Source organism: Kitasatospora sp. SUK 42 (genome assembly GCF_015776785.2).
Taxonomy (GTDB): Bacteria; Actinomycetota; Actinomycetes; order Streptomycetales; family Streptomycetaceae; genus Kitasatospora.
Map to the genome: position 1 here is coordinate 2087060 of NZ_LFMD02000002.1, position 20364 is coordinate 2107423.

General features: G+C 72.7%; 17 protein-coding genes. 12 read left to right on the forward strand and 5 right to left on the reverse strand.

Annotated features, from left to right (window positions below; all coding sequences use genetic code 11):
• Positions 1-67: 67 nt before the first annotated feature.
• The gene (locus tag RZ50_RS09105; RefSeq protein ID WP_196951382.1) at positions 68-724 is read right to left on the reverse strand and encodes a rhomboid family intramembrane serine protease; all 657 of its coding nucleotides are present in this window, start codon (positions 722-724) and stop codon (positions 68-70) included.
• Between the two features lie 103 nt (positions 725-827).
• On the opposite strand from RZ50_RS09105, the gene RZ50_RS09110 reads away from it, so the two are divergent.
• Positions 828-1346 carry a YbhB/YbcL family Raf kinase inhibitor-like protein gene (locus RZ50_RS09110; RefSeq protein ID WP_196951383.1) on the forward strand — a complete coding sequence of 173 codons (519 nt, stop codon included), beginning with the start codon at positions 828-830 and terminating at the stop codon, positions 1344-1346.
• 179 nt (positions 1347-1525) lie between these two features.
• Here RZ50_RS09110 and RZ50_RS09115 read toward each other — a convergent pair whose 3' ends face one another.
• Positions 1526-2524, reverse strand: coding sequence for a YafY family protein (locus tag RZ50_RS09115; RefSeq protein ID WP_196951384.1), 999 nt, complete (start codon positions 2522-2524; stop codon positions 1526-1528).
• An 88-nt stretch (positions 2525-2612) separates the two neighbouring features.
• Here RZ50_RS09115 and RZ50_RS09120 point away from each other — a divergent pair, with 88 nt between their 5' ends.
• Positions 2613-4091, forward strand: coding sequence for an MFS transporter (locus tag RZ50_RS09120; protein WP_196951392.1), 1479 nt, complete (start codon positions 2613-2615; stop codon positions 4089-4091).
• Positions 4092-4260: 169 nt separating this feature from the next.
• Here the strand turns inward: RZ50_RS09120 and RZ50_RS09125 are convergent, their stop codons facing one another.
• Positions 4261-4899 (reverse strand): HhH-GPD-type base excision DNA repair protein, encoded by a 639-nt coding sequence (locus RZ50_RS09125; protein ID WP_196951385.1) that lies wholly within the window; start codon positions 4897-4899, stop codon positions 4261-4263.
• A gap of 586 nt (positions 4900-5485) precedes the next feature.
• Here RZ50_RS09125 and RZ50_RS09130 point away from each other — a divergent pair.
• The 7 genes from RZ50_RS09130 to RZ50_RS09160 all read left to right on the forward strand — a co-directional run bounded on the left by RZ50_RS09130 (position 5486) and on the right by RZ50_RS09160 (position 14775).
• Positions 5486-6856, forward strand: a complete 1371-nt coding sequence (locus RZ50_RS09130) for a helix-turn-helix transcriptional regulator (protein ID WP_308271542.1) — start codon at positions 5486-5488, stop codon at positions 6854-6856.
• Between the two features lie 70 nt (positions 6857-6926).
• Complete coding sequence (locus tag RZ50_RS09135; protein ID WP_196951386.1) at positions 6927-7709, forward strand: toll/interleukin-1 receptor domain-containing protein; 783 nt, start codon at positions 6927-6929, stop codon at positions 7707-7709.
• Positions 7706-9625, forward strand: coding sequence for a hypothetical protein (locus tag RZ50_RS09140; RefSeq protein WP_196951387.1), 1920 nt, complete (start codon positions 7706-7708; stop codon positions 9623-9625). Before RZ50_RS09135 ends, RZ50_RS09140 begins: the two co-directional genes overlap by 4 nt.
• Positions 9622-10758: a hypothetical protein gene (locus RZ50_RS09145; RefSeq protein WP_196951388.1), complete on the forward strand. Its 1137-nt coding sequence runs from the start codon at positions 9622-9624 to the stop codon at positions 10756-10758. The genes RZ50_RS09140 and RZ50_RS09145 overlap by 4 nt, the downstream gene beginning before the upstream one ends.
• 166 nt (positions 10759-10924) lie before the next feature.
• Positions 10925-13336 (forward strand): terpene synthase family protein, encoded by a 2412-nt coding sequence (locus tag RZ50_RS09150; RefSeq protein ID WP_217680321.1) that lies wholly within the window; start codon positions 10925-10927, stop codon positions 13334-13336.
• 141 nt (positions 13337-13477) lie between these two features.
• Entirely contained in the window at positions 13478-14275 is a 798-nt protein-coding gene (locus RZ50_RS09155) for a VOC family protein (RefSeq protein WP_217680322.1), read from the forward strand.
• Entirely contained in the window at positions 14275-14775 is a 501-nt protein-coding gene (locus RZ50_RS09160; protein ID WP_217680323.1) for a DinB family protein, read from the forward strand. Before RZ50_RS09155 ends, RZ50_RS09160 begins: the two co-directional genes overlap by 1 nt.
• 85 nt (positions 14776-14860) lie before the next feature.
• On the opposite strand, the gene RZ50_RS09165 is transcribed toward RZ50_RS09160, so the two are convergent.
• Entirely contained in the window at positions 14861-15574 is a 714-nt protein-coding gene (locus tag RZ50_RS09165) for a helix-turn-helix transcriptional regulator (protein WP_217680324.1), read from the reverse strand.
• Between the two features lie 133 nt (positions 15575-15707).
• Between RZ50_RS09165 and RZ50_RS30100 the strand changes: the two genes are divergently transcribed.
• Both RZ50_RS30100 and RZ50_RS09175 read left to right on the forward strand, forming a co-directional pair.
• Positions 15708-17024, forward strand: coding sequence for a hypothetical protein (locus tag RZ50_RS30100; RefSeq protein ID WP_308271543.1), 1317 nt, complete (start codon positions 15708-15710; stop codon positions 17022-17024).
• Positions 17021-17812, forward strand: a complete 792-nt coding sequence (locus tag RZ50_RS09175; RefSeq protein WP_217680326.1) for an isocitrate lyase/phosphoenolpyruvate mutase family protein — start codon at positions 17021-17023, stop codon at positions 17810-17812. Before RZ50_RS30100 ends, RZ50_RS09175 begins: the two co-directional genes overlap by 4 nt.
• Positions 17813-17834: 22 nt before the next feature.
• On the opposite strand, the gene RZ50_RS09180 is transcribed toward RZ50_RS09175, so the two are convergent.
• Positions 17835-18620, reverse strand: a complete 786-nt coding sequence (locus tag RZ50_RS09180) for a TetR/AcrR family transcriptional regulator (protein ID WP_217680328.1) — start codon at positions 18618-18620, stop codon at positions 17835-17837.
• 204 nt (positions 18621-18824) lie between these two features.
• Here RZ50_RS09180 and RZ50_RS09185 point away from each other — a divergent pair, with 204 nt between their 5' ends.
• Complete coding sequence (locus RZ50_RS09185) at positions 18825-20342, forward strand: MFS transporter (protein WP_308271544.1); 1518 nt, start codon at positions 18825-18827, stop codon at positions 20340-20342.
• The last annotated feature ends 22 nt before the right edge of the window (positions 20343-20364 follow it).

The window sequence follows — 20364 nt, forward strand, 5'->3', positions numbered from 1 at the left end:
CGCTGTTCACGCTAGCCGCAGGGGTGGGAATGGTCTATACCTCGCGCGCCGGGCGGCCCGGCACCCCCTACAGGCCCAGGTCGTCGAGTTCCTTGAGCAGGGCCGCGCGAGGGCTGTTCGGGGCGGGGACCGCCGGTGCGGGATTCGGGGCCGGCCGGCTGCGGAGCAGGACGGCGGCGGCCAGTCCGCCGGTCAGCCCGCCGAGGTGGCCCAGCCAGCTGACGCCCTGGGCGACCGGCAGGACGCCGATCAGGATGGTCGAGTAGACCGCGGCGACGACGATGCCGACGACCGCGTCCAGCACGTTGCGATCGAGGACTCCGCGCAGCACCACGTAGCCGAAGTAGCCGTAGACCATGCCGCTCGCGCCGGCCGTCACGTGGTTCGGGCTTTCCAGCAGCCAGACCAACAGCCCGCCGGACACCGTGATCACCAGGCTGGCGAGCAGGAACTTCCGCATGCCCCGGTAGGCGGCCAGGAAGCCGAGCACGAACAGGGGTACGGAGTTGGCCACGATGTGGTCCCAGCTGAAGTGCAGGAAGGGCATGGTGAACATCTCGGGCAGGTCGTCCACCCGCTCCGAGCGCAGGCCGAAGTCCCGCGACAGCCCGTAGTCGTCCAGCCAGTTCACCACCTGCACCGACCAGATGACGGCCTGGAGGCCGAGCATGGTGAGCAGTGCGCGACGGGAGTCCAGGAGCAGGCGGGTGAGAGAGGCGGCCATGACCTCGACTCTAGGGGCGCCGGGATCGTACGGGCACCCCATTACAGTGATCGGTGTCGGCCGGTTCACGGCCGACACCGGCCCGTTGAGAGGTGACCACCCCATGAGTGTTCGTCCGCCGCTGCCGTACGAGTTCCTGCCGCAGGTGCCGTCCTTTCCGCTGAGCAGCCGGGACTTCACCGAAGGCGGCACGCTGGGCCAGGAGTTCGTCTACTCCGGCGGCAACCTCTCGCCGCAGCTGGCCTGGTCGGGCCTGCCGGAGGGCACCAGGAGCATCGCCGTCACCTGCTACGACCCGGACGCGCCGACCGGCTCCGGCTGGTGGCACTGGCTCGCCCTCAACCTGCCCGCCGACACCACCGAACTGCCGCGCGGCGCCGGTTCGTCGGACGGGAGCCTGCCGGGCGAGGCCTCCTTCCACGGCCGCAACGACTTCCCGGGCAACACGTACGACGGCGCCGCCCCGCCGCCCGGCGCCCCGCACCGGTACGTCTTCGCGGTGCACGCGCTGGACGTGGAGAAGCTCGACGTCACCCCCGACACCCCGCCGGCCCAGGTGGGCTTCAACATCACCTTCCACACCCTCGGGCGGGCGCTGCTGACCGGCGAGTACGGGGTCTGACGCCCGGCGACGACACCTGATCGTCCGGTCGAGGTCCGGCGGCTGCCCGAGGAGGACGTGCGGGCGGGCCGTCGGGCCGTGGCCCGGACGGTCGGGCCGGGCGGTGAACGGGTGCTGGTGACCGACCGGGACGGCGTGCTCCGGTTCCGCTCGGGGAACGGCTGGTGCCGGGTCCCGGCCTAACTCCCGCTCCGGCTCCCGCTCCCGCTCTCCTGTCCGCTCTCCGCGGCCCGGCCGGCGCGGGCGGCGAGGGCGCGCAGGTGTTCGCGCAGCTCCGGGGGCTCGTGCACCTCGAAGTCGCAGTCCAGCATCAGCAGTCCGGCCGCCAGCCACTTCAGGGAGTCCGCGCGGGAGCGCAGGACGCAGCTCCGGTCGTCGATCGGTTCGAGCTCGTAGTCCCCGGTCCAGGGCATCCAGCCGTCGACCTCGGCGGCGGGGCGGTGGACGGTGGCGACCATGGAGTGCTTCGGCGACCTGCGGTGCAGTCTGGTCGCCACGAACACGGCGGGGTCCTCGGCGGGGAGCGGGCGCGGGGTGAAGCGGGCGCCGGTGGCGAAGGGTTCGGTGATCCGGTCGACCCGGAAGAGCCGCCAGTCCTCGCGGTCCAGGTCGTAGCCGATCAGGTACCAGCGGCGGCCGGTCGAGACGAGGCGCTCGGGCTCGACGTTGCGGCGGGTCTCGGCGCCGTCCCGGGCCCGGTAGGCGAAGCGCAGGCGCTCGTGCGTGGTGACGGCGCCGGCGAGCAGGGTGAGGTCCTCCGGGTCGACGGTCGGGCCGTCCCCGGTGAGCAGCGGGACGGTGGCGGTGTTGAGCGTGCCCACCCGGTGCCGCAGCCGGCCCGGCAGCACCTGGAGCAGCTTGCCGAGCGCCCGTACCGAGGCCTCCTCGATGCCGACCACCGCGTGCCCGGCCGCCGCCCGCAGCCCGACCGCGATGGCCACCGCCTCCTCGTCGTCCAGCAGCAGCGGCGGCATCGCCGTGCCCGCGACCAGCCGGTAGCCGCCGACCGCACCCATGGTGGCCCGCACCGGGTAGCCGAGCTCGCGCAGCCGGTCGATGTCGCGCCGGATGGTGCGGGGGCTGACACCGAGCCGCTCGGCGAGCTCGCTGCCCGGCCACTCGCGCGGGGTCTGCAACAGGGACAGCAGGTTCAGCAGCCGGGCCGGGGTGTCGCTCATGCCCTCCAGCATGCCGGATCAACCAGGACAGGTCCTGACCTACATCCCCGCTACCGTTCCGGCCGTGCAGAAGAGCGAGGAGTACGGAATGAGGACCGCGGAGCCCGCGGGCACGGACCGACGGAGGTGGATCGCGCTGGCGATCGTGATGGTCGCCTCCTTCATGGACCTGGTGGACGTCACCATCGTCAACATCGCCATCCCGAGCATCCAGGAGGACACCGGCGCCTCCTTCAGCGCCATCCAGTGGGTGACCGGCGGCTACGCGCTGGCCTTCGCGATCGGCCTGATCACCGGCGGACGGCTGGGCGACATCCACGGCCGCAAGCGGGTCTTCCTGATCGGGATAGGCGGCTTCACCCTGGCCTCCGCCCTGTGCGGGCTGGCCTCCGGCCCGGAGATGCTGGTCGCGATGCGGCTGCTGCAGGGCGCGACGGCGGCCCTGATGGTGCCGCAGGTGCTGTCGATCATCCACGCGACCTTCCCGGCGGAGGAGCGCGGCAAGGTGTTCGGCCTGTTCGGTGCGGTGGTCGGGCTGGGCGCGGTCTCCGGTCCGATGATCGGTGCGCTGCTCACCGAGTGGGACCCGCTGGGCCTGGCCTGGCGACCGATCTTCCTGATCAACCTGCCGGTCGGCATCGCCGGGCTGCTGCTCGGCCGCCGCTTCATCGACGAGTCCAAGGCCGAGCACGCGCTCAAGCTGGACCTGGTGGGCGTGGCGCTGGCCAGCCTCGGCCTGCTCATGCTGATCTACCCCCTGACGCACGGGCGCGAGGCCGGCTGGCCGCTCTGGGGGTACCTGTCGATGGCCGGGAGCCTGCCGGTGTTCGCGCTGTTCGTCGTGTACGAGAAGGCCAAGGCGCGGCGGGACGGCTCGCCGCTGGTCGAGCTGTCGCTGTTCCGGGTGAAGAGCTTCGCGGCCGGGATCTGCGTGCAGCTGGCCTTCGGGGTGGCGCTCGGCATCTACTTCCTGGTCTGGACGCTCTACATGCAGATCGGCCTGGGCTGGAGCCCGCTCAAGGCGGGGGCGACCGGCATCCCGTTCTCGATCGCGGTCTCCACGGCGGCCGGGCTGTCGGTGCAGAAGCTGGTGCCGCGGTTCGGACGCAAGGTGCTCCAGGCGGGCGCGCTGGTGATGGCGGCGGGCGTGCTCACCTACATCTGGGAGGCCGACCGGTACGGGACGTCCGTCACGCCCTGGCAGATGGTGCTGCCGCTGGCCGTGATGGGCCTGGGGATGGGCCTGATCGTCGCGCCGATCACCGACGCGGTGCTGTCGGAGGTGCCGCGCCGGCACGCCGGGTCGGCCTCGGGGCTGATCAACACCGTGCAGCAGGTGGGGAACGCGCTCGGGCTCGGGCTGGTGTCGGTCGCCTTCTTCGGGGCGATGGACGACGTGGTCGCACCGGAGGCGGTCGGGACGGCCTTCGGCGGGGCGTTCACGCACGCGATGTGGTGGGTCGTGGGGGTGCTGCTCGCGGTGTTCCTGCTGATGTTCGCGCTGCCGCGGCGGAAGGGGACGGCGGTCGAGGACGAGGTGGCGGAGCAGGAGCCCGTCCTGGTCTGACGGCCCTCTTCGGGGGCCCTGTGGGGGTGTCCCGGGGGGCTTCCGGTGGGGGTGTCCCGGGGGGTGTCCGACGAGGGCCCTGGTCGCGCCGCGCGGCCGGGGCCCTCGGCGTTCACGGAGAGGGCCGGCCGTGGGCCGTACCGCGGTGGGCTCCGCCACCGGGGCGGCTCTACCGGGTGGCGGCGCCCGCGGTGGCCGTCCGGCTGGTGGTGCGCGGCTTGGCGGCGGCCTTGGCCTCCTTCGCGGCGCGCTTCATCTCCTGCTTGAACTCCCGTACCAGGGTGAGGGATTCGGGGCCGGTGATGTCGGCGACCGAGCGGTGCGAGCCCTCCTCGCCGTACGCTCCGGCGGCCTCGCGCCAGCCCTCGGGCCGCACCCCGTACTGCTTGCCGAGCAGGGCGAGGAAGATCTGCGACTTCTGCTTGCCGAAGCCGGGGAGGGCGTTGAGGCGGCTGAGCAACTCCTTGCCGGTGCGGATGTCCTTCCACAGCGCGGCGGCGTCGCCGTCGTACTGCGCGACCAGGAACTGGCAGAGCTGCTGCACCCGTTTCGCCATCGCGGCCGGGTAGCGGTGGACGGCGGGCTTCGCGGAGAGGAGCGCGACGAACTCCTCCGGGTTGTAGGTGGCGATCTCGTGGGCGTCGAGGTCGTCCCGGCCGAGGCGCTGGGCGATGGTCAGCGGGCCGGTGAACGCCCACTCCATCGGCACCTGTTGGTCCAGCAGCATGCCGACGAGCGCGGCGAGCGCACTGCGCCCGAGCAGCTCGTCGGCCTCGGGCTGCTGGGCGAGCCGAACGGTGACGTTCATGGGGTTTAGCCCTCCACGGAGTTGACGCAGGGTCGGCGTCCAGTCTGGTGGACGCGGCGAGGGCGGCGGTGGTCAACACGCCCGTAGCAGGGGAACTCTTGCTGTTCCTCCAGGGCCTTGTGATGCCTGCTTTGTTCGTCGGCGGAGCGGTTGCCGGGGGCTCTGTGGAGGGGGCGCGGAAGAATATTTGTCCGCGCCTGTCACATCCAGCGCGTGCGCCGGGTCAGTGCTGTGTTCGACCAACCTGGACCGACTCTGACCGGATTCGACCAGTCGGCTGCCGGACGGGGAGCGCTCCGACGTCCGTCGCCCCCGCCATGGTCATCGTCCTCCATCTCGCTCCCGCCGCCTCTCCCGCCGTTACGGCCTGACGTTCCCTCGGATTGGTGTTCGTGCTGGTGGACATGTCGCCAACTCGTTTTGTTCGCATGGTCATTCGACCGGGAAAGAGGAAACGGGAAACCCTGTCGAACCCCGTTTGACCGGCTCGGTCGCATGCCAAGATTCAGGCGGAAGCGAGGGGTGACCGCTTCCGGCCCACGACGCGGCGGACGCATGGGCGATCGGATCCAGAACGGGGGTTGGCATGGGCATGCTCGAAAAGCCGTCCGAGGAGTTCGGCCCGGAACTCCGCAGACGGCGGATCGCCGCCGGGCTCACCCTCACCCGGCTCGCCGAACTGCTCAGCTACAGCAAGGGGCACCTCAGCAAGATCGAACGAGGGCAGAAGGCGCCGCCGCCCGAGTTCGCCCGGCGCTGCGACGCCCAGCTCGCGGCCGATGGCGAGCTGGAACGGCTGCTCCAGCCCACCGGACCACGACGACGGCGCGGCGGCACCGCGGACCGTGGCAGCGGTGGCGGCGGGGAGCCGCTGGGCCGGGTCGACCGCGAAGGCATCCGCTGGGCCGGCGGGCTGGGGCGGCGGCAACTGCTCGCGGCCGGGGCCACCTCACTGCTCGGCGGTGGGCTCGCCGCCGCCCTGCCACCGGTTGACGCCCTGCCGCCGGCCGCCGCAACGGTGGAAGTGGCGTCCGCGGCGCCGCCCGCCCCGGTCGCGGCCGTCACGGAGTCCGCCCCGGTCGAGATCTTCCGGACCCAGTTCGACCAGATGCGGCGGCTCGGCCAGACCAGCGCCCCCGGCACCCTGCTCCCGCTGCTCACCGTCCAGACCCGTACGCTGCGCGAGCTGGCCGTCCAGGCCGACGCCACGAACCGCGGCCGGCTGCTGGTGCTCGCCGCCCGGTACGCCGAGTACGCGGGCTGGATGGCCCAGGAAGCCGGGGACGACGCCGCGGCCCTGTGGTGGACCGCCCGGGCCGTCGAGCTCGCCCAGGCGGGCGGAGACCATGACCTCGCCTCGTACGCGCTGGTCAGACGCGCCCTGGTGACCTTCTACGCCGGCGACGCGGCACAGACCGTACAGCTGGTCGAACCCGCCCAGGGCGGGGACCTGCCACCACGGATCCGCGGCCTCGCCGCCCAGCGGGAGGCCCAGGGGCACGCCCTTGCCGGGGACCGCGACGCCTGCCTGCGCAGCCTCGACCGGGCCAGGGAACTGCTCGCCCGGGCCGACGCGGAGGAAGGCGGCGGCGCACCCGTCCTCGGTACCACCAACCTGGCCGACCCGGCGGCCATGGTCACCGGCTGGTGCCTCCACGACCTCGGCCGTCCCGGAGAGGCCGCCGAGGTGCTCGACCGCGAGTACCCCAGGATCCCGGCGCAGGCCGTCCGCAGCCGCGCCCGGTACGGCCTCCGGCGTGCGCTTGCCCACGCGGGCGCGGGCGAACCGGAACACGCCTGCGAACTCGCCGCGGAACTCCTCCCGACCGTCTCCGCACTGCACTCGGCCACCATCCGGTCCGACGTCCAGCGGCTCGCCCGTGAACTGCACCGGTTCCGGTCCAGCCGCTCCGTGCAGGACCTCCAGCCCCTGCTGGCCCGGGCGCTGCACCCGTAGCCGGTCCCGAAGCCAGGCCCGCCCCCGGCCGCCCATCCGTACCCCTCACTCACCGGAGAGGTGATTCGTCATGCCCGAGATCTTCGTCAACTACCGGACCAAGGACGAGGACAGCACCGCCACCCTGATCGAGCGCGAACTCTCCCAGCGCTTCGGCACCGAACAGGTGTTCCGTGCCAGCAAGTCGATCGGGATCGGCGGACGCTACCCGCAGGACCTGCTGACCGCCGTCCGCCGGTGCAGTGTGCTGATCGCCGTCATCGGCGAGGACTGGGCCGACGCCCGTACGGCGGACGGCCTGCGCGCGCTCGACGACCCGGAGGACTGGACCCGGCGGGAGATCGCCGAGGCGTTCCGGGCCGGCGCCCTGGTCGTCCCGGTGCTGGTCGGCCGCACGACCAGGCTCGACCGGCACAAGCTCCCGCCCGAGATCGCCGAGCTGGCCGACTGCCAGTACCGCCGCTTCGACAACCGCGACGCGGAGTCAGGCCTCCGGCGCCTGGGCGACGACCTCGCCGAGGCCCTGCCCCAACTCGCCGAAGCCGAAGGGCGGTCGGCCGAGGAGGGCGGAGGTTCCGAGGTCCACAACGAGGTCGGCTGGGTGGACGGCACCGTGGTGCAGGCCCGCGACTACCGGCACGAGCAGAGCGGGGGCATCGGCAGCGTGGGGCGGGACGTCGGGACGTTCATCAACAACGCGAGCGGCCAGGTGAACACCGGCAGCGGCCCGCAGAACATCACCGTGCGGCACGGCGGGGTCGAGTTCCACGGCGACGGCAGCAACTACGTGGAACACGGCACGGTGAACAACGACTTCGGCGGCCGGAGGGACCGCGAGGAGCGGCAGCGGTGAGCGGTGCCAGCATCGGGACGGCACAGGGGCCCACCAACACCGGCAGCGGTGACCAGAACATCATCATCGGCGGTGCCGGAGCACAGTGGACGCGGAAACCGGCCAAGGATCCGCGGTCGGTGGCCCTGGACCAGCGGCTGATGCTCAGCGCGCGGTTCGTCCCGCCACCCGGATTCGGCAGGCTGCAGGACGGCCTCGCAGAGCCGGGCCGGGTGATGCTGGTCACCGGACCGCCGGGGAGCGGGCGTCGCACGGCTGCCGTGATGGCGCTTCACAAGGCTGCGGGCAGGGATCGGGGGTTGGTCGAGATCCCGTTCTCCGACAATCCGGAGGACCGTCCCGACCTGGCCAAAGGGGACTTCTGGCTGCTCGACCTGTCGTCGATCGGGCCGGATGCCGGCCTGAAAGCCTGGGAGCTTCTGGGCGAACTCATGGGTCAGGCAGAGAACTTGAAGATCAGACTCGCCGCGGTACTTCCCTCGGTTACCGACGGTTTGGACCTGTCTCAGTTCCACGCGAACGTGATGGAGATCAGCCGGCCCCGCACGCTGGCGGTGCTGCGCAGGCATCTCGATGCCGAAGGCGTGCCGTACGACCCCGTGGAGCTCCGACAGTTCAAGCGTCTCGACGGGCTTGCCACGGTGGCGATGCGCGAGGTCCACCGGTTCGCGCGGTTGGCTGCTCAGGCGCGGGAACTGAACGGTGCAGCCGGTGTGCACGGCTGGCTCCTCGCCGCGTTCGCCGCCTTGGGCAAGCGCGGCGAGGAGGTGGCACGGAAGGTGGCCACACTCGACTCGGGGCGGAAACGGGCGTTGTTCCTGGCCGCCGCCATGCTCGAAGGGGCGCGGCCCGAGGCGCTCTTCCAGCACAGCGAGGCGCTGCTCAAACGGGTTGAGCACAGCCCCGATGAGAAGCCGGGCTTCGAGCGGGCCGACCTGGCCGAGCGGCTGAAGGAGCTGTCGGCGGAAGTGGGGGAGGACGGACGGATCCGCTTCAAGGAGCTGGCGTACGGCGGAGCGGTCCGGTCGCACTTCTGGACCTACTTTCCTGGGTTTCGGGACGAGTTCGGGACCTGGGCGGCAGAGGCGGTTCAGGACCGACGGGGCTACCTCGGTCCGGAGGATCGGACCAGGGTCCTTCTTCGGTTCACCGAGGAGAGCCTGCGGACCGGGGAGCTCAACGTGCTGCAGCAGCTCGCAGGGGAGTGGGCGGACGACCCGGCTCTCGGGGGCGAGGCGCGGGCGATCCTGGAGCAGGGGCTGACACACGAGCAGCACGGCTCCGACTTTCGAGGGTGGATCTACGACCAGGTCACGAAGGGGGAGCTGAAGTCCGCTCCCGCTCGTGTTCTGGCCGGGGTCTGCTCGGAGGTGATGGCACCGAGCCACCCCGAGCAGGCCCTGGTCCGACTGCACCATCTGGCGCGGCGGGCCCCGGAAACCCGGGGCCGGCTCCTCGGACTGGCCCGCTCGGAGCGCCGGTTGTACCTGAGGCTGCTCGGTCGGCTCTGCGAAGGGCTGGAGAGGCCGAGCCCTTGGGTGTCGGACGTCGGGATCTTCCTGGAGCTGGTGGAGTCGCTGCCCGGGTGGGTGCCACCGGCGGAGGTACGGCGCGGCTGGCAAGGGGTGCTCTCGGCGGCGGTCCCGAAGGCCGACAGGGTCAACGCGTGGCTGTCGGCCGCACGGCAGGAACGGGACGGGGGCGAGCGGCTGATGAGGATCCTCGTCGAGGCCGCCGACCGCGATATCGATGTGCTCAGCCGCTACTACCTGCTGGCGCGCCGCTGGGCCACCGAGCCGGATGGCTCTCCGGAGCTGCCGAGCAGGGACGAGGTGGCGCGTCGCTTCTGTCGGATGATCGACCGGGCGCAGGGGATCGGACCGTTGGTCGGAGCGGCCGGGGGGAGAGGACTGTGAAGAGTGCGGGGAAGATCCCGTTGGTCGGGCTGGCCCTCGCGGCGGGGCTGGTGATCGTCACTCTCGGGGTGGTGGCACGGTGGCCGGTGTGGCTGTGGGTGGTGCCGGCCGTGGTGGCCGTCGTCCTGGCCGCCGTGTTGGCGTCGGCACGGGCTCCGAGGGCGATGTCGGACGAGCCGCCGTGGGAGAGGACCCGGGTGGTCGGAGTGGCGCTGCCGAGCCTGGTGCCGGACTACGACTTCCACTTCTCGGCGACGGTCTGGTGGCGTCCGGTTCCGAACGCCACCGGGCTGGTGCACGCCGACCCGGCCGGCCTGGCGGTCGAGACGGTGCTGGAGCGCGCCCGGGCGGTGACCGAGCGCGAGGTGCCGGGTCGGCTGGATCTGCTGCAGCACCGGTTGAACGGTGTGCTCGGCACGCAGAGCCAGGACAGGTCGAGGCTGGTGGAGGCGATGGGCGGGCGGGTGGAACTCGGGCTCTCCGAGGACGACCGGCGCCGACTGGGGAAGCTGTCCGAGGTGCGCAAGACCGAGGAGGTCTGGGAGCACGAGCGGCGGCACGAGCAGAACAAGCGGGCCTACCTCGGCGACGACGTGCTGAAGTCGCCCGGCAGCGCGGTGGTGTGGTGGTTGGCTCGGAACGACGATCGGATCACGGAGGCCGTCGACCTGATCGGCCCGCTCGCCCAGCTCTCGGCGGCCGCCAACGACGAGGCCGTGAGCGAGTTGTACGAGCACCTGGTGTTCGGGGCGGGTCCGTTCCCGGACGACGACGGTGACGAGGGTGACGACGGGGATGCGGCGGGCCCGGTCGGGCCCGGGGAACCCGGTGGACCGTATGGTCCGGATGCGGGGCCTCCAGTGGTCGGTCCGCTGAAGAGGATGTTGGCCGACGCGGAGCTGGAGGGGGACTCTCCGGCGGGGCAGGTCTACGTGCACCGGGTGGCGGATGCGATCCACGCGGCCGGTCGGCCGGAGCAGGCCAGGCTGATCCGGGAGAAGCTGCTGGGGGACGGTGAGCCCGCGCCCGACCGGCAGCCGTCCACCGACGGGTCCGGTGTGCGCTTCACCAAGTTCAACGGCGCGGTGAACGGCTTCGCCGTGAACGGCACTTCACCCGGGCCGGAGGACTGAGGCGCTGCATCCGCCCGCTGTCTGTGGGGCGGGTGAGGGGGCGGGGTGGGAGGGGTGGGGTTGATGAGTCGTCTCATATGACTATTTCTGTTGTGTCGGTGCGGGGAGTCGGCGGCGGGTCATTCTTGGTCCAATCGATCGACGCGTCCAGAAAGGCCCGCCCGCCGTGACCCAGCCGTTCGAACTGCCGTCCTTCTACGTGCCGCACCCGGCGCGCCTCAACCCCCATCTGGACGAGGCGCGGGCCCACTCCACCGGATGGGCCCGGGAGATGGGCATGTTGGAGGGATCGGGAATCTGGGACCAGGCGGATCTGGAGGCCCACGACTACGGGCTGCTCTGCGCCTACACCCACCCCGACGCCTCCGCCGAGGTGCTGTCGCTGGTCACCGACTGGTACGTCTGGGTCTTCTTCTTCGACGACCACTTCCTCGACATGTACAAGCGCACCAACGACCGCGAGGCCGGCAAGGCACACCTCGACCGGCTGCCGCTGTTCATGCCGGCCGATCCGGCCACTCCGGTGCCCGAGCCGGAGAACCCGGTCGAGGCGGGTCTGGCCGACCTGTGGCGGCGCACCGTTCCGGCGATGGGCGAGGACTGGCGGATCCGGTTCGCCGAGAGCACCCGCAACCTGCTCGACGAGTCGCTGTGGGAGCTCGCCAACATCAACGCGGGCCGGATCGCCAACCCGGTGGAGTACATCGAGATGCGGCGCAAGGTCGGCGGTGCGCCGTGGTCCGCGCAGCTGGTCGAGTACGCGGCGAACGCCGAGGTGCCGCAGGAGGTTTCGGGCTCGCGCGCGCTGCGGGTGCTGATGGACGCCTTCTCGGACGGTGTGCACCTGCGCAACGACATCTTCTCGTACCAGCGGGAGGTGGAGGACGAGGGCGAGTTGAGCAACGGCATCCTGGTGCTGGAGCGCTTCCTGGAGTGCTCCACCCAGGAGGCCGCCGACGCGGTCAACGACCTGCTCACCTCGCGGCTCCACCAGTTCGAGAACACCGTGTTCACCGAACTGCCGGTGCTGTTCGCCGAGACCGGGCTCGACCCGGAGGGCTGCGCGCGGGTGATGGCGTACGTCAAGGGCCTGCAGGACTGGCAGGCCGGCGGGCACGAGTGGCACCTGCGGTCCAGTCGCTACATGAACGGCGGTGGCGCGGGGGCGGGTTCGGCCACTGAGGTGGCGCCGGGCGCCGGCGGCGGGCTGCCGGGGCTGCCCGGCCAGTCCGCCACCGGCAACTGGTGGGACCAGTACGCGATCGGCGGGATCGGCACCTCGGCGCTGGACATCCTGCGCAAGGGTGCCGCGAGTGCTCCCGCGACCGCCCCGCCGGATGCCGCCGGGTCCGGTGCCGCCACGTCCGGTGCCGCCCGGTCGGAGCGGCGGCGGGCCCGGGCGCACTCCCATGTGCCGTTCCAGGCCGTCGGTCCGGTCCAACTGCCGGAGTTCAGGCTGCCGTTCACCCTCACGCTGAGCCCGCACCTGGACGGCGCGCGGGACCGGGTGGTCGAGTGGGCCGACCGGGTCGGCCTGCTGTCCGAGCACCCCGGTGTGCCCGGTTCCGGCATCTGGGACGCCGAGTCGATGCGCGACTACGACCTCGCGCTCTGCGCGGCCGGCCTCCACCCGGACGCCACCGCCGACCAACTCGACATCGCCTCGGCCTGGTTGGCCTGGGGCACCTGGGCGGACGACTACTTCCCCAGGGTCTTCGGCCGCACCCGGGACCTGGCCGGAGCCAAGGCCGCCAACGCGAGACTGCCGCTGTTCATGCCGCTGGACGGCGGCCCGGTGCCCGAGCCGGCCAACGCACTGGAGCGCGGCCTCGCCGACCTCTGGGAGCGGACCGCCGGCCCGATGACCGTCGAGGCCCGGGGCCGGTTCCGCGAGGCCGTCGAGGTGATGACGGCGAGCTGGATCTGGGAGCTGGCCAACCAGATCCAGCACCGCGTCCCGGACCCGGTGGACTACCTGGAGATGCGCCGCTCCACCTTCGGCTCCGAGCTCACCACCGCCCTCAGCCGCCTCGGCCACGGCCGGACCGTGCCGGAGGAGGCGTACCGGCACGGCTCGGTGCGCGCCCTGGAGAACTCCGCCATGGACTACGGGGCCATGGTGAACGACCTCTTCTCGTACCAGAAGGAGGTCGAGTACGAGGGCGAGCTGCACAACCTCGTCCTGGTGGTGCAGAACTTCTTCTCCTGCGACTACCCGTCGGCGGTCCGGATCGTCGACGACCTGATGCACTCGCGGCTGGACCAGTTCCAGCACGTCGCGCAGAAGGAACTCCCGGTGCTGTACGAGGACCTGGGGCTGGACGCGGAGGCCCGGAAGGTGCTCGACGGGTACGTCCGGGAGCTGGAGAACTGGCTCGCGGGCGTGCTGAACTGGCACGAGGGCTGCCGTCGGTACCGTACCGAGGACCTGGAGCGGCACTTCGGAGCCGAGCGGGACCTCGCGGCGGCCACCCGGGTCCGAGCGGCGGCCGGGGAGGTGCCCCGGTCGCGCACCGGTGCGTTGCCGCTCGGCCCGACCGGCCTCGGCACGGCCTCGCTGCGCCTGCCACTGAGCTGAGGCCGCGGGCGGAGGCGGCCCTCGCCGCCGCACCCGCGCGGGGCCGCCCCCGCGCGGGTGCGCGCTCCCGTGGCTAGGCTGTCGATTCGAGGGGCGTGTGCTTCTCGACGCGCGCCCGCCGCCACACACGAGGGCAGAGAGATGGCTGCGCTACCTGAGGGCACACCCTGTTGGGCCAACGCGACGGTCACCGACCTGGAGGGCGCCAAGGCCTTCTACGGTGACGTCCTCGGCTGGACCTTCGGCGAGAGCTCGTCGGAGTACGGCACCTACACGCGGGCGTTCTCGGACGGCAAGGCGGTGGCCGCACTCGTGCCGCCGACGCCCGGCCGGCAGGCGAACCCCGCCTGGTGCCTGTACCTCGCCTCGCCGGACGCCGCCGCCACCGCCGAGCGGATCCGCGGCAACGGCGGCGAGGTGGTCACGGGGCCGACGCAGGTCGGCGACTTCGGCACGATGGTGCTCGCCAAGGACCCGGGCGGCGTCGAGTTCGGCGTCTGGCAGGCCGGGAGCCACAGCGGCTTCGAGCGGCAGGACGCGCCCGGCGCGTACAGCTGGGCCGAGGTCATCACCCGCGAGCCCGCGAAGGCCGACGCCTTCTTCCCGGCCGTCTTCCCGTACGGCGTGCGGAAGATGGACTCGGAGGAGGTCGACTACCAGCTGTTCCAGGTCGGCGACCGGCCGGTGCTGGGCCGGATGAGCGCGGAGGGCGACGTCCTGCCGCCCGAGGCGCCCTCGTACGTGAGCGTCTACTTCGGGGTGGACGACACCGACGCGGCGACCGAGCGGGTGACGGAACACGGCGGCACGGTGTACTTCGGGCCGATGGACAGTCCGTTCGGCCGGTTCGCGGCGGTCGGCGACCCGCAGGGCGCGGGCTTCGCGCTCATCGACCCGGGCCGGGCGGTGGGCGAGCGGCCGAGGACGGTGGACGTCTGATGGGGGAGCGCGAGGAATTCGTCGAGACCCTGGGCAAGCACCGCGGCCTGCTGCGGCGCACCGTCCGTGACCTCACCGACGAGCAGGCGGCCCGGCGCACCACGGCCAGCGAGCTCTCCCTGGGCGGGCTGATCAAGCACGTGGCCGCGGTCGAGGCGATCTGGACGCGGTTCATCACCGGGGGCGCGGAGGCGATGCGCAGCGGCGGAGGGGGCAGCGGCGGAGAGGACTGGGCGGAGCAGTTCCGGATGGCGGAGGGCGAGACGCTGGCCGGGCTGCTCGCCGAGTACGAGCGGGTGGCGCGGGAGACCGACGAGCTGGTCCGCGGCCTGCCCGACCTCGACCTCGCCCACCCGCTGCCGCCGGCGCCCTGGTTCGAGCAGGGGGCGAGCTGGTCGGCCCGGCGGGTGCTGCTGCACCTCATCGCCGAGACCGCGCAGCACGCCGGGCACGCGGACATCATCCGGGAGTCGCTGGACGGGGCGAAGTCGATGGGGTGACCGCCCGCCCGGGTGCGTCACGGTTCCACGTGCGGCACGGTGCCACGTGCGGCATGGTGCCACGTGCGTCACTGCTCGGCGGGAGTCACAGTTCGACGCCGAGGAGTTCGCGCAGCGCCCGGCCGCCGTCCGGGGTGACCCGCAGGGCCCGTCCGGAGCCGATCCGCTCCACCCAGGCACGGTCCAGGGCGGTGCGGAAGAGCACCGCGCCCAGCGCCCCGCCGAGGTGGCTGCGGCGCTCCGTCCAGTCCAGGCAGCTGCGCACCACCGGGCGTCCGCCGGGGCGGCCGGCACGCGGTGGCAGCTCGATGGACTGCGCGGCCAGCCAGGCGTGGCCGCGCTCGGTGACGGCGAGCCCGGCCTCGGCGGTGACCAGACCGCGGGCGAGCAGCGCGTCGGCGACGGCCACGCCGAGCCCCCCGGCCAGGTGGTCGTAGCAGGTCCGGGCGCGGGCCTCGGCGCTCCGCCGGGTCGCCTCGCGCAGGTTCCGGGGCGCCGGCCGCCCCCCGTGGGAGGCCTCGGCGAAGGCGGTGAGGTCCTCCAGCAGGGTGGCGACGGCGGGCGTGGCCAGCCGGACGTAGCGGTGCCGGCCCTGCCGCTCCTCCGCCAGCAGTCCGCCCGCGACCAGCCGGGACAGGTGCTCGCTGGCCGTGGACGGTGCGACGCCCGCGGTTCGGGCGAGCTCACCGGCCGTCCAGGCGCGGCCGTCGAGCAGGGCGCTGCAGAAGACGGCACGGGTGGGGTCGGCGAGCAGGGCGGCGAAGGCGGCGAGGGCCGGGCCGCCGTGGTCCTGGGGCATGTCTCCATGATCCGACATACCGCCATGGTCGGCCCGGGACAGTTCGGCCGGGGCCGAAACGAGCCGGGCCGACGATGGCGGCATGAGCGAATCCACGGCGATTTCGAAGGCGACTTCCACGGGGACTTCCACGGTGAGTCCGTCGCTTCCGGGCCATGAACAGGCCTTCTCCCGGTACGAGGAGGTGACCGCCGCCCTGGCCGATCCGGCGCTGGTCCCGCTGCCGGCCGAGCCCGGCCCGTACGGCACGGTGGCCTGGCTGCGGGCCACCGTCGCCCGGTTCAGCGCGGGTGAGGCGCACGCCCGGCGCCGGGCGCTGGTGCTGGCCGACCTGGAGCGGCTGGACCCGGGTGCGCTGAGGATCCTGGCGGCGGGAGGTTTCGAGCCGGACGTACGGCTGCGGGTGGTCCGGGTGCTCGCGGCGGCGCTCGGGCTGGCCGAGCCGGAGGCCGTCGCCCGGGACGTCAGGGCGGTGGCCCGGGCGTACTTCCTGCCGGGGCCGGGCGGTGCCGAGCGGGGCGGTACCTCGCCCGGCGGTGCCGAGCGGAATGACGCCGAGGCGGACGCGGCGGTGGCCCGGCTGTTGCCCGCGATGGGTGACGCCGACGAGGAGACCGCGGCGAACCGGATCGGCCTGCTGGTCCAGGCCTGTGACGCCACCGCCAGCCTGGTCGAGCACGTCCGCCGCGGTACCGGCGGTCCGGCCGCCACTCTGTGGGACGACCCGCCGGTACGGACGATGCGCCGCGTCGCCGCCCGGGCGACCGAGGTCGCCGGGGTCGCCGTACCCGCGGGGGCGCACGTCCTGCTGGACCTCGCAGCCGCTCAGGAGCGGGACCGCGAGCCGGGCCGTGAGCCGCTGACCTTCGGCGCCCCGCCCCGGCTCTGCCCCGGCCGCGCGCAGGCCCTGGCCATCGCCGAGGGCATCCTGTACGGCGCCTCCGACCCGTCGGACGGGTCGACGCCGCCCGAGCGGGCCCTGGGGAAGGCCGAACTCGCCGCCCTGATCCCGGAGTCGATCGGCCACGTGCTCACCCTGGCCGCCACCTGGACGGCCTGGGACGGCCGTCCGATCGTCAACGCCGACGGACGAACCTACACGCCGCACAAGGCCGTTCGCCGCATCACCGACCATCTCCTCGACCACCTGGCCGAGTTGGAGGCCCGGCTGGCCGGCGAGCCGACCGAGCCCGACCACTGGCACGCCTCCAACGTCACCACCCCGGCCGATCTGGCGCCCTTCACCGCCGCCGACCTGGACGAGGCGCGCAGCCGGCTCACCCGGATCGGACGGATCTGGGCCCAGCGGGTCGCCGCGCTGCCGGAGGAGCGGCTGGACGACTCGCCGGGTACGGGCTGGAGCTTCCGGCAGATCGTCTGCCACCTGGCCGGATCGTCCGGCTACTACGCCGACTCCGTCGGCGCGTTCACGAAGGAGGAGACCCGATGACCCACCCCGCCCCGATGACCCCGTTCGCCGCGCTGCACCACCGCCCCGGCCGCCCGCTGCTGCTCCCGAACGCCTGGGACCACGCCTCGGCCGTCGCCCTCGCCGCCGCGGGCCACACCGCGATCGGCACCACCAGCCTGGGCGTGGCGGCCGCCGCCGGGCTGCCCGACGGCGCCGCCGCCACCCGGGCGGAGACCGTACGGCTGGCCCGCCGGCTCGGCCGGGACGACTTCCTGCTCAGTGTCGACGTGGAGTCCGGGTTCAGCGACGATCCGGAGGAGGTCGCCGCCCTCGCCGTGGAGTTGGCGCGGGCCGGGGCGGTCGGCATCAACCTGGAGGACGGCCGGGCGGACGGCACGCTGGCGCCGTCCGCCCTCCACGCGGCGAAGGTCGCGGCGGTGAAGGCGGCCGTGCCGGAGCTGTTCGTGAACGCCCGTACCGACACCCACTGGTGCGGCCACGACGACCCGGAGGCGGAGGCCGTGCGGCGCCTGGACGCCTACCAGCAGGCCGGTGCGGACGGCGTGTTCGTCCCCGGACTGGCCGAGTCGGCGGCGATCGCCCGGCTGGTCGGCCGGGTGTCCGTCCCGCTCAACATCCTCTGGACGCCGACCGGTCCGGGCCTCGCCGAGCTGGCCGGGCTCGGGGTGGCCCGGGTCAGCCTCGGATCGCTGCTGTACCGGGCGGCGCTGGCGGCGGCGGTGGCCACGGCGGGCGCGGTGGCCGCGGGCGAGCCGGTCGGACCGGTGCCGGGTTACGCGGAGGTGCAGGCGCTGAGCGGGAGTTGACGCCCGTCGGGGCGGTCCGGGCTCAGCTGTCGCGTCGCGCGGCCCAGGCCGCCTCGATCCCGTCCAGGATCACCGAGATGCCGCGGGTGAAGCCGCTGTCCCGGCCCTCGTCGATCTCGGCCGGCACCTGGATGGTGTACAGCCGGTGCAGCCGCGGGTAGTCCTTGGCGGCCTCGATGACGGCGGGCAGCATCCGGTTCATGAACTCCTGCTCGTCCTCGCCGCTCTTGTTCAGCGCGCTCAGCCAGGAGGCCTCCACGCAGGCGGTCCCGACGGTGTAGCCCATGATCGCGCTCATCGCGTCGTTGGCCTCGGCGAGTCCGAAGCCGGCGGCCTCCATCAGGGCCAGGCCGTCCTCGGAGATGCGCATCCAGTTGGGGCCGAAGTAGATCATCCCGGCGTCGCCGATCACCGAGACCATCCACGGGTGGCGCATGATGAGGGCGCGCATGACCTGGGCGCAGTCCATGAGGGCCGCGCGCCAGACCTTCGGGTCCTCGGCGCCCTCGGCCTGGGGGATCGACAGCTCGCCGAAGACCTGGTCGACGACCAGGGCGAGCAGTTCCTCCTTGTTGGCGACGTGGGTGTACAGCGAGGTCGCGCCGGCGTTGAGGCGGGCACCCAGCTTGCGCATGCTCAGCGCCTCGATGCCGTCGGCGTCCAGCAGCGCGAGGGCCTCGGCGACGATCTGGTCGCGGCTCAGGGCGGGCTGCTCGCGCCGCCGCTGCGGCCGGCTCCACGGCGACGTGACGGTCGGCTGCGAGCCGGTCCGGCTGTTCGTCGGGGCGTCCTCCGAATGGGCCGTCATCAGACCCTCCTTCCACTTGCTCCCTCGTCCGGGTGCGGTCGGTCCAGCATAGGCCCGCGTCGCACACTGTGCGGCCTTGCGAACAGTGTGCGGCGTCCGTACAGTGTTCGGCGTGGCGCACACTGTACGGCCGGGGGCTGTGGACGGTGGGCCCACGACGACCTCCGTACGGCTTCCGTGCGGCTCATCGAAGGGGGAATCGCGGTGGACCGTCACCCGCGTCGCTGGCTCATCCTGATCGTGCTCTGTCTCAGCAGCCTGGTGCTGGTGATCGACAACATGGTGCTCACGGTGTCCATCCCGCCGATCGCCGAGGACCTCAAGGCCGGCGCGCAGGACATCCAGTGGATCATCGACTCGTACATCCTGGTCTTCGCCGGGCTGCTGTTGACCACGGGCAGCCTCTCCGACCGCTTCGGGCGACGAAAAGTGATGATCATCGGCCTGGCACTGTTCGGCGCGGCCTCACTGGTGGCGGCCGTCGCCGACAGCCCGGGCCAGCTGATCGCCGGTCGCGTCCTGATGGGCGTCGGCGGCGCGCTGGTCATGCCCAGCACCCTGTCCATCCTGATCACCGTCTTCGACGACGAGGAACGGCCCAAGGCGATCGCCGCCTGGAGCGCGGTGGCCATGGTCGGCCTGGTCGGCGGCCCGGTGCTGGGCGGCGCGCTGATCGCGCACTTCTGGTGGGGCGCGGTGTTCCTGCTCAACGTGCCGGTCGCGGCGGTGGCCATCCTCGCCGCGGTCCTGCTGATGCCGGAGTCCAAGGGGCCGTGGCGCCGACCCGACCTTCCCGGCATGGTGCTGTCGATGGTCGGCATGACCGCCCTGGTCTGGTCGATCATCGTGCTGCCCCGGGACGGCTTCACCGATGTCAACACCCTCGGCGCGCTCGCCGTCGCGGTGGCCGCGCTGACCGGCTTCGCCGTCCGGCAGGTCCGCACCGACTCGCCGATGGTCCCGCTCATGCTGTTCCGCAACCGGGTCTTCACCGGCGCCAGCTTCTCGCTGGTCCTGCTCACCTTCGCGACCGGCGGGTTGATGCTGGTGCTCACCCAGTACGTGCAGTTCGTGCTGGACTTCTCGCCCACCGACACCGGCCTGGCCTTCATCCCGCTGGCCATCGCCTCGCTGGTGTTCAACGCGGTCGGCGCCGCGTTCGGCAGGAAGGTCCCGGCCCGGGTGCTGACCTCCGTCGGCATGGTGATCATCTCCGCCGGGTTCGTCCTGCTGGCCACGCTCTCGGTCGGCGACGGCTTCGGCAAGGTCGCGGTGGCCATGCTGGTGCTGGGCATCGGCTCCGGCCTCGGCATGCCGACCGCCGCCAACGCGCTGATGGGCGCCATCCCCGGCGAGCACGCGGGCGTCGGCTCCGCGCTCAACGACACCATCCAGCAGTCCGGTTCCGCGCTCGGCGTGGCCATCCTCGGCACCGTGCTCTCCAGCACCTACACCGGCGCGATGCCCGCCGACGCCCCAGAGCCCGCCCGGCACGCCATCACCGACGCGCTCGCCGTCTCCGCCGCCACCGGCGACCACGCCCTGGCCGGCGCCGCCCGCGAGGCCTTCAACACCGCGACCTCCACCACCTTCACGGCGGGCGGCGTCGCCGTCCTGGCAGCCGCGGCGCTCACCCTGGTCCTGATGCGGGACCGGGCGAAGGGCGGCACGGAGGCGCCCGCCGAGCCCGCTGCCGAGTCCGCTGTCGAGGCGGCGGGCTGAGCCCGCGCCCCGACGGACCGGA